The following is a 9292-nucleotide window of genomic DNA, read 5'->3' on the forward strand; positions in this document are numbered from 1 at the left end:
AGTGGGAAGCGTGGACGGACAATCACTGCCAGCATCCCTGCAAGACGCAGTCGAAGGTTTTCGGCGCTTCCTGGAGGGCGAACGCGCGAGGTCTTCGCACACTGTCCGTGCCTACCTCGCAGATGTCGAGAGTCTTCTCGGTTTTGCTGTCCAGGAGGGGATCGAAGAGCTTGGTCAACTGGAGCTGGGTTCCCTCCGGCGCTGGCTCGGCGCGCAGAGTGAGGCAGGTATGGCCAGAGCCACGTTGGCACGGCGTGCAGCAACAGCCAGATCCTTCACAGGGTGGGCCCTCAGGGAAGAACTCATCGCCACGGACCCTGCCGTGCGTCTTCAGGCGCCCAAGAAGGGCAAATCCCTTCCCGGCGTCCTGCAGCAGCAGCAGGTTACCCGGATGGTGGAAGACCTGAACACTGCTGCAGCGGAGGGCGGCCCCATGGCCGTGCGGAACCGGGCCATGGTTGAACTGCTCTACGCCACGGGTGTACGCGTGGGTGAACTCGCCGGGTTGGACATCGATGACCTTGATCCTGACCGCCGAACCCTCCGGGTGCTGGGCAAGGGAAACAAGGAGCGCACGGTCCCCTTCGGTGTTCCCGCAGCCGTAGCCGTGGATGACTGGTTGAGACGCGGCCGCCCAGCGGTGGTGACTGCTTCCAGTGGCCCGGCTTTGTTCCTCGGCGTCCGGGGCAACAGGGTTGATCCCCGGCAGATCCGTGGCGTGGTGAATGAACTGCTGCAGGCCTTGGGTGACACCGCAGCTACGGGGCCGCATGCCCTTCGGCACAGCGCTGCCACCCACCTGCTCGACGGGGGAGCGGATTTGAGGGCTGTCCAGGAGATTCTCGGCCACAGTAGCCTCGCCACCACTCAGATCTACACCCACGTCTCTGTGGACAGGCTCCGCAAAAGCTACCAACAGGCTCACCCCAGGGCCTGAAATAGAACTGATGCGTCCCAACTCGGGTGCTGATGCGTCCGCACTGGCGGAAATGGACAGCGTACGGCAAAATGAAAGCACCACGGGGAAACCTTCAATTCGAAGTTGAGGGTTATATCTGTGCCAAGATCGTCAGTAGCATTACCAATAAATCAATAGCCTGTCAGGGCCCACATGAATTTCATGGCATCCGGCAGCAACAGCAAGCATCCAGGCAGAGGTCGTTGGGGAAGACGTACCTACAGCTATGGAGGATGGAATGTCTGTTGCAACAACCCGCGGTGTCCTGTTCGTGCACTCGGCCCCTACGGCGCTTTGCCCGCACGTTGAGTGGGCCATCGGATCGGTCGTGGACAAGCGGACCGATCTTGAGTGGACCCCTCAGCCTGCTGCGCCTGGAATGTTCCGGGCCGAGTTGTCGTGGACCGGAACGCCCGGCACGGGGGCTCAACTGGCGTCCGCACTCCGTGGCTGGGCGCATCTGCGGTACGAGGTCACCGAAGAGCCGAGCCAGGGCGTTGATGGAGCGCGTTGGTCACACACTCCCGAACTCGGCATTTTCCATGCGGTCACGGACGTCCATGGCAACATCATGGTGACGGAAGACCGCATCCGGTACGCCTATGAGTCAGGTGCCGGCGACCCCTCTGCCGTGTACCACGAACTGTCGTTGGCCCTGGGTGAAGCATGGGACGAAGAGCTTGAGCCCTTCCGTCACGCGGCAGAAGGTGCTCCGGTGCGCTGGCTGCACCAAGTGGGCTAGGACTCCGCGACAACACCCCCATAGCAATGAAGAGGGCCCCACCTGTGGTGGGGCCCTCTTCATGTCTCAATGAGTCGGTGGTGACGCCGGGATCAGACGTTCCGGACTGCAATGACGGCGTTGTGTCCGCCGAAGCCGAAGGAGTTGCTCAGAGCCACGATATCGCCTGCCGGCAAGTCCCGGACCGATGTCACGACGTCGAGAGGGATCTCTGGATCCTGGTTCTCGAGGTTGATGGTCACCGGTGCCTTGCGCTCGTAGACAGCCAGTACGGTCAGTACTGCCTCAACGGCGCCGGAAGCTCCCAGGAGGTGGCCCATTTGCGACTTGGTGGCAGAGACCGCCACATTGTCCACGTGGGTCCCCAGAGCGGCACGCAGGGCCGTGTACTCGGGCTTGTCGCCAACCGGGGTTGAGGTGGCGTGCGCGTTGACGTGCACCACGTCCTCAGCCTGGATCCGGCCATCAAACATCGCAGCCTTGAGTGCGCGGGTGGCACCCAGGCCCTCGGGGTCCGGTGCTGTGATGTGGTAGGCATCTGCGGTCACGGACGTTCCGGCGAGCTCGGCGTAGATGCGGGCACCACGGGCGATTGCGTGTTCTTCGGCCTCAAGGACCAAAGCGCCGGCGCCTTCACCCATGACGAAACCGTCACGGTCGATGTCGTAAGGGCGGGATGCGCGTTCGGGCTCGTCGTTGCGGCGCGAGAGTGCCTGCATGGAGGAGAAAGCGGCCAGAGGCATCGGGTGGATGGCAGCTTCCGCACCACCGCACACCACAACGTCCGCTTTGCCCGAACGGATGAGGTCCAGGCCAAGGTGAAGGGCTTCCGTGCCTGATGCGCAGGCCGATACAGGAGTGTGCGCTCCGGCGCGGGCGCCAAGGTCCAGGCTGACCGCAGCCGCCACGCCGTTGGGCATCAACATGGGAACGGTCATGGGCAGGACCCGGCGGGGTCCCTTGTCCCTCAGCGTGTCCCAGGCGTCAAGGAGTGTCCAGACGCCGCCGATGCCGGTGGCGAAGGCTACAGCCAGGCGATCGTGGTCGATCTCTTCAATCCCGGCGTCGGACCAGGCCTCACGGGCTGCGATGACACCAAACTGCGTGGACGGGTCCATGCGCTTGGCCTCAACCCGGCTCAGGACCTCAAGGGCCGGCGTCGAGCACCGGGCAGCAAAGTGGACGGGGAGGTCGTACTTGGCCACCCACTCATCTTCGAGCGTACGGGCGCCGGAGACCCCTTTCAGCGCGTTCTGCCACATTGTGGGTACGTCGCCGCCGATGGGAGTGGTGGCCCCCAGACCGGTTATGACTACTTTGCGTGCCATGCGATCACTCTCTGTCGGATCAGCCGTCCAACCTGCAGGTTTCACAGGGGGAGGCAAGAAAATCTTTGGGCGTTACTGCGGCTGTGCCGGGCTCAGGGATGGAATCCCGGCCCGGCACAGCTGTGTCAGGACTAGGCCTGTGCGTTGGCGATGAAGCTGACGGCGTCGCCGACGGTCTTGAGGTTCTTGACCTCTTCGTCCGGGATGCGAACGCCGAACTTTTCCTCAGCGTTGACCACGATGGTCATCATGGAGATGGAGTCGATGTCCAGGTCCTCGGTGAAGGACTTGTCCAGCTCCACGGCTTCGGTGGCGAGGCCGGTCTCTTCGTTGACGATTTCAGCCAGGCCGGCCAGGATTTCTTCGTTGCTAGCCATTGTTGGCTCCTTTTCTTGATATACCGGCTACTGCCGGAAAGGGGGCAAACCGCGGTTACGGTTTGGGTTTGTAAGTCGTCTTTGGTTCTACGGCAGAACAACTACTTGGGCACCGAACACCAGACCGGCGCCGAAACCGATCTGCAGTGCCAAGCCGCCGCTCAGCTCAGGGTTTTCCTTGAGCAAGCGGTGCGTTGCCAGTGGGATGGAGGCCGCGGACGTGTTGCCCGCCTGCGCGATGTCGCGGCCGATGACAACGGATTCGGGAAGCTTGAGCTTCTTGACCATCTCGTCAATGATGCGCATGTTCGCTTGGTGGGGAACGAAGGCAGCGAGGTCGCTCGCTTCGATGCCGGCGGCATCCAGAGCTTGCTGGGCTACCTTTGCCATTTCCCAGACGGCCCAGCGGAACACAGTCTGACCATCCTGGCGCAGTGTCGGCCAGACGTCCTGGGTGGCGGAGAGAATGGCGGGGTCGTCGATCTCATCAGAGTGTCGGGCCGATTCGCCCAGTTTTTTGACGTCCTCCAGCGAGTGGGTCATTCCAATGGCATCCCACTTGCTGCCGTCAGAGCCCCAGACCGAGGGGCCGATTCCGGGAGTGTCGGACGGGCCAACCACCACAGCGCCGGCACCGTCACCGAGGAGGAAGGAAATGGTGCGTTCATGGTTGTCGATGACGTCGGATAGCTTTTCCGCGCCAACGACGAGCACGTACTCGGCCGCGCCGGAGCGGACCAAAGCATCGGCCTGGGCCACGCCATAGCAGTACCCGGCGCACGCGGCGGAGATATCAAAGGCCGGTGCCGGCGTCGCGCCCAAACGGTCGGTGAGGGCAGCGGCGGCCGACGGCGTCGCATAGGGGTGCGTCACGGTGGATACGATGACTGCTCCCAGCTGGGACGCTTCGATTCCCGCCTGTGCAAGTGCCTCGCGTGCTGCACCTTCGGCCATGTCGATGACGCTGACATCGGCAGCCGCGCGGTGGCGGGTGATGATGCCGGTGCGTTGGCGGATCCACTCGTCGGACGAATCAATCCACTGGCAGACGTCCTCGTTGGTGACGATCACGTCCGGGCGGTATGCGCCAATGCCCAGGATGCGTGCGTTCTCGTTGACCGCAGCCTTGTTGAGTACGGGGGTGCTCATGCCTGGCCCTCCAATTCAGCAAAAAGTGCGAGTGCCGCGGACAGGTCATCCGGGGTCTTGACTGCAACTGTCTTCACGCCCGGCATGCCCCGTTTGGCCAGGCCGGCGAGCGTACCAGCGGGCGCGAGCTCAATGACGCCGGTAACGCCGCGCTCAACGAGAGTTTCCATGCACAGGTCCCAGCGGACAGGGCGGGAAACCTGCGCGATCAGGCTTTCGACGGCGGCAGGTCCGGCCGTGACTTCCTTGCCATCGAAGTTCGACAGCAACGGAACAGCAGGGCTCTGCGGCGAAAGTGACGGCTTGAGGGCTTCCAGTGCGCTGACGGCAGGAGCCATGTGGGACGTATGGAAAGCGCCGGCTACTTTCAGGGGGATAACCCGGGCCTTGGCCGGCGGGTTCTCCGCCAACGCTTTCAGTTGCTCAAAGGTGCCCGCGGCGACGGTTTGGCCTGCGCCGTTAACGTTTGCGGGTGTGGCTCCGGAGGCTTCAATGGCGGCGAGGACATCAGTGGGGTCGCCGCCTACAACAGCGCTCATGCCGGTGGGGGTAACCGCAGCTGCCGCGGCCATGCTGTTGGCCCGTTCCCGGACGAAGGTCATTGCTTCGGCATCAGTGAGGACCCCCGCCAGAGCGGAAGCCGTGATTTCCCCTACGGAGTGCCCGGCAAGGATGACGGGAAGTGTGCTGAGTTCGACGTCGAACAAAGACTTGGCGGCTACGAGGCCTGCCGCAACAATCAGCGGCTGAGCCACCGCAGTGTCCTTGATGGTCTCTTCATCCGAGGTGGTGCCGTGGGCCTTGAGGTCAATGCCTGCGATCTCGCTCAGGGAGGCCAAGTGGCCTTCGACGGAGGGGAGTTCCAGCCAAGGGGCTAAAAATCCGGGGGTCTGGGAGCCCTGTCCAGGGCAGACGATTGCAAGCACGTATCCAGCTTTCCAAATTGCCACGTGATCCACTGGTGTTTTGGTACACCAAGCTCACTGGGTCAGTTTGTAGGAAGTCTACAACGGTTCAGTTCTGTGAACGCGACGCGTGACGTTCGGGGGCGGCTTTTGGCTGGGCCGAAAGCCGGCCCACTACCAAGGCAGTTTGAAGCACAAAAGCCTCCCTTGGAAGGAGAGGATCCCAGCCTGTGACGTCGCAGACACGCTTCAAACGGTAGCGCACAGTGTTGGCATGGACGAACAGTTCGCGAGCTGTCGCTTCCAAGGAGTGCCCCAGCTCAAGGTAGGTTCCCAAGGTCTCCACCAAGCCGTTTGAGGCAGCCAAAAGAGGCCTGTAAATGTTCTTGATCAGTGAGCGGCGGGCGGCGTCGTCTCCGGAAACGACGCGCTCGGGAAGCAGGTCATCGGCAGCAACCGGCCGTGGAGCAGAAGGCCAGGCGCGGGCTGCCGTTAGCCCAGCGAAGGCTGCCTGAGCGGAACTGCTCGCTTCCAGGAGCGATCCTGCCTCCGGGCCATACACCACGGCGCCGGGCGCAAAAAGCTCGCTGAGCTTGACGTAGGCGGTGTCCCTGTCATTTACTCCGCCAAGTATCAGGATCAGCCTGTCTCCTTGGATTCCCACCAGTGCATCCTCCGCGAAACGCCCGGCGGTTCGGCGCAGTTCACTGACGTAGCTTGCACTGGGTTCCGACGGCGAATTGCCCACCATTACTGTGAAGCGCTCCTGGGCCTTCCAGCCGAGGGCCGCGATCCGGGACCTCAGGGCGTCCGTGTTTTCGCCGCGCAGGATGGCGTCCACGATCAGTGCTTCCAGGCGGGTGTCCCAGGAGCCTCGGGACTCGGCAGCCCGCGCGTAGACGTCTGCGGCAGCGAAGGCGACTTCACGCGAGTACCGCAGAACGGCTTCGCGCAGTGAAGGTTGGTCCGATTCCGGCGCGATCACCGGGACCTGGTCCTCGACTACTTCAACCACGATCCGGATCAGCTGCAGGGCCTTCTGCAGGCTGATGGAGCGTGTCAGTTCCGTGGGGGCATTGCCGAAGACGTCGGTCAGGATCCATGACGGCGAACTCGGCCGTTCGTACCACGTCACAAACGCCGCGATGCCGTTCTGTGCCACAAGGCCCAGGGCTGAGCGCTCATCGGAGCTGAGGCGGCTGTACCAGGGCAGCGACTTCTCCAGTTGGCGCATGGTGCTGGTGGACAGCTGGCCCACGTTGGCGCGGAGTTGCCGCAGAGTTTCGGCCTTTTCAGGCGACAATGCCTGGGTTGCTGCCTTGCGCTTGGAAGTTGTTTTGCTCGGCTCTGCCATGGAATGAGCATACGGGCCATCCCGTGCAAGCTCCATTTGTGAGAAGGCTACAACTGATGTTGTTGCTGATCACGTCGGGGTGAACGGTCCAGGCTGTTAAAGCCCGGGTTGTTAAAGCCCGACGGCGGCCCCCACCTTTCGGTGGAAGCCGCCATCGCGTTTATCGCTGGGTTAACCCCGCTGCCGGATAGTGTCCGGCAGCCTGCAGTCAGGCGTCTCCGCCTGCTCCGCCGGTGGTGCCGGCATTCACATCCAGGAGCCGGTACTTTTCGATCGCCTTTTCCAATGCGCCTGCTTCAACTTCGCCCTTGGCGGCGAGGAGTTGGAGGGTTTTGGCGACGATGGAGTGGGTGTCGTTTTTGAAGTAGCGGCGTGCGGCTTGGCGGGTGTCGGAGAAGCCGAAGCCGTCTGCTCCGAGGGAGGCGAAGTCGTTGGGGATGAATTGGCGGATTTGGTCGGGGACGGCTTTCATGTAGTCGGACACGGCGATGACGGGTCCGGTGGTGTCTTTGAGTTGTTCGGTGATGAACGGGGTGCGGGCGGGTTGGCCGGGGTTGAGGAAGGCGTGTTCTTCGGCGGCGAGTCCGTCGCGTCGTAGTTCGTTCCAGGAGGTCACGGAGAAGACGTCGGCGGCGACTCCCCAGTCCTCGTTGAGGATCCGTGCTGCTTCGAGGGCCCAGGGTACGGACACGCCGGAGGCGAGGATGTTCGCGGTGGGTCGGTTGGCCTCTCCCGTGGGGGCGTCTGCGAGTTTGTAGATGCCTTTGAGGAGTCCGTTGAGGTCGAGGTTTTCCGGTTCCGCGGGTTGGGTGATGGGTTCGTTGTAGACGGTGAGGTAGTACATGACATTTCTGTCATCGTCAGCGTCTGGTCCGTACATTTGTTCGAGGCCGTGGCGGATGATGTGGCCGATTTCGTAGCCGTAGGCGGGGTCGTAGGTTTTCACGGCGGGGTTGGTGGAGGCCAGGATGGGGGAGTGTCCGTCGGCGTGTTGGAGTCCTTCGCCGGTGAGGGTGGTCCGTCCTGCGGTGGCGCCGATGATGAAGCCGCGGGTCATTTGGTCCGCTGCTGCCCAGAAGGAATCTCCGGTGCGTTGGAAGCCGAACATGGAGTAGAACACGTAGATCGGGACCAGGGGTTCGCCGTGGGTGGCGTAGGCGGTCCCGGCGGCGGTGAACGCTGCGACGGCGCCGGCTTCGTTGATGCCGGGGTGGATCAGTTGGCCTGCGGGGGATTCTTTGTAGGCCAGGACGAGGTCGCGGTCCACGGAGAGGTAGTTCTGGCCTTTGGGGTTGTAGATTTTCGCGGTCGGGAAGAACGCGTCCATCCCGAAGGTGCGTGATTCGTCGGGGACGACGGGCACGAACCGGGCGCCGAAGTTTTTGTCCCGCATGAGGTCTTTGAGGAGCCGGACGAAGGCCATGGTGGTGGCGGCTTGTTGTTTCCCGGAGCCGCGTTTGGCTACTTCGTAGGATTTGGTCTCGGGCAGGACTACCTCGGTGTGTTTGCGGCGCCGTTCGGGTACGAATCCGCCCAGTTCCGCGCGGCGTTCCATGAGGTATTTGATTTCCGGGGCGTCCATGCCGGGGTGGTAGTACGGGGGCCGGTAGAGGTCCGCGTCGAGTTGGTCATCGCTGATGGGGATGCGGAGGTGGTCACGGAAGGCTTTGAGGTCTTCCATGGTCAGTTTCTTCATCTGGTGGGTCGCGTTGCGGCCCTCGAAGTGCGGGCCCAGGCCGTAGCCCTTGACCGTTTTGGCCAGGATCACGGTGGGTTTGCCCTTGAATTCGGTCGCGGCCTTGTACGCGGCGTAGACCTTGCGGTAGTCGTGCCCGCCGCGTTTGAGGCCCCAGATCTGCTCGTCGTTCAAGTCCGCGACCATGTCTTTGGTCTGCGGGGACTTACCGAAGAAGTGTTCCCGCACGAACCCGCCGGATTCGGCCTTGTAGGTCTGGTAGTCACCATCGGGGGTTTCGTTCATGATGTTCACCAACGCCCCGTCGGTGTCGTTCTCCAGCAGGGTGTCCCATTCCCGGCCCCAGACGACCTTGATCACGTTCCAGCCCGCGCCGCGGAAGAACGCTTCGAGTTCCTGCATGATCTTGCCGTTACCGCGCACCGGCCCGTCCAGGCGCTGGAGGTTGCAGTTGATCACGAAGTTCAGGTTGTCCAGGTTCTCGTTCGCGGCGAGCTGGAGCAGGCCACGGGACTCGGGCTCGTCCATTTCCCCGTCACCCAGGAACGCCCAGACCTGCTGGTCACTGGTGTCCTTGATGCCACGGTTCTGCAGATACCGGTTGGACTGGGCCTGGTAGATCGCGTTCATCGGGCCGATACCCATCGACACGGTCGGGAATTCCCAGAAGTCCGGCATCAGCCGCGGGTGCGGGTACGAGGACAGGGCGTGGCCTTCCTTGGACTTTTCCTGACGGAACCCGTCCAAATCCTCCTCACTCAACCGGCCTTCCATGAACGCCCT

General features: G+C 62.8%; 8 protein-coding genes. 2 read left to right on the plus strand and 6 right to left on the minus strand.

What is annotated here, in order from left to right:
* Positions 1 to 10 precede the first annotated feature (10 nt).
* Both BMY91_RS04865 and BMY91_RS04870 read left to right on the plus strand, forming a co-directional pair.
* Complete coding sequence (locus BMY91_RS04865) at positions 11 to 937, plus strand: tyrosine recombinase XerC (protein WP_177179842.1); 927 nt, start codon at positions 11 to 13, stop codon at positions 935 to 937.
* A 259-nt stretch (positions 938 to 1196) separates the two neighbouring features.
* Positions 1197 to 1700, plus strand: a complete 504-nt coding sequence (locus BMY91_RS04870) for a DUF3145 domain-containing protein (protein ID WP_026005636.1) — start codon at positions 1197 to 1199, stop codon at positions 1698 to 1700.
* Positions 1701 to 1792: 92 nt separating this feature from the next.
* On the opposite strand, the gene BMY91_RS04875 is transcribed toward BMY91_RS04870, so the two are convergent.
* The 6 genes from BMY91_RS04875 to aceE all read right to left on the minus strand — a co-directional run.
* Entirely contained in the window at positions 1793 to 3028 is a 1236-nt protein-coding gene (locus BMY91_RS04875; protein ID WP_090818971.1) for a beta-ketoacyl-[acyl-carrier-protein] synthase family protein, read from the minus strand.
* 131 nt (positions 3029 to 3159) lie between these two features.
* Positions 3160 to 3405, minus strand: coding sequence for an acyl carrier protein (locus BMY91_RS04880; RefSeq protein ID WP_011692310.1), 246 nt, complete (start codon positions 3403 to 3405; stop codon positions 3160 to 3162).
* 87 nt (positions 3406 to 3492) lie between these two features.
* A complete protein-coding gene (locus tag BMY91_RS04885; RefSeq protein WP_090818974.1) occupies positions 3493 to 4554 on the minus strand; it encodes a beta-ketoacyl-ACP synthase III in 1062 nt (353 codons plus the stop codon).
* Positions 4551 to 5480 carry an ACP S-malonyltransferase gene (locus tag BMY91_RS04890; RefSeq protein ID WP_177179843.1) on the minus strand — a complete coding sequence of 310 codons (930 nt, stop codon included), beginning with the start codon at positions 5478 to 5480 and terminating at the stop codon, positions 4551 to 4553. Before BMY91_RS04890 ends, BMY91_RS04885 begins: the two co-directional genes overlap by 4 nt.
* 88 nt (positions 5481 to 5568) lie before the next feature.
* Positions 5569 to 6813, minus strand: a complete 1245-nt coding sequence (locus BMY91_RS04895) for a PucR family transcriptional regulator (protein ID WP_090818980.1) — start codon at positions 6811 to 6813, stop codon at positions 5569 to 5571.
* Between the two features lie 208 nt (positions 6814 to 7021).
* Positions 7022 to 9292: pyruvate dehydrogenase (acetyl-transferring), homodimeric type (gene aceE / locus BMY91_RS04900; protein WP_090819201.1), on the minus strand; the 2271-nt coding region annotated here is incomplete at its 5' end.

Origin of the sequence: Arthrobacter sp. yr096 (assembly GCF_900108925.1) — a bacterium.
Classification (GTDB): Bacteria; Actinomycetota; Actinomycetes; order Actinomycetales; family Micrococcaceae; genus Arthrobacter.

What these genes read in the sequence shown, in the direction of transcription:
- BMY91_RS04870 (WP_026005636.1), top strand. Translation starts at nt 1,197, where the DNA reads ATGTCTGTTGCAACAACCCGCGGTGTCCTGTTCGTGCACTCGGCCCCT.
- BMY91_RS04875 (WP_090818971.1), bottom strand. Translation starts at nt 3,028, where the DNA reads ATGGCACGCAAAGTAGTCATAACCGGTCTGGGGGCCACCACTCCCATC.
- BMY91_RS04880 (WP_011692310.1), bottom strand. Translation starts at nt 3,405, where the DNA reads ATGGCTAGCAACGAAGAAATCCTGGCCGGCCTGGCTGAAATCGTCAAC.
- BMY91_RS04885 (WP_090818974.1), bottom strand. Translation starts at nt 4,554, where the DNA reads ATGAGCACCCCCGTACTCAACAAGGCTGCGGTCAACGAGAACGCACGC.
- BMY91_RS04895 (WP_090818980.1), bottom strand. Translation starts at nt 6,813, where the DNA reads ATGGCAGAGCCGAGCAAAACAACTTCCAAGCGCAAGGCAGCAACCCAG.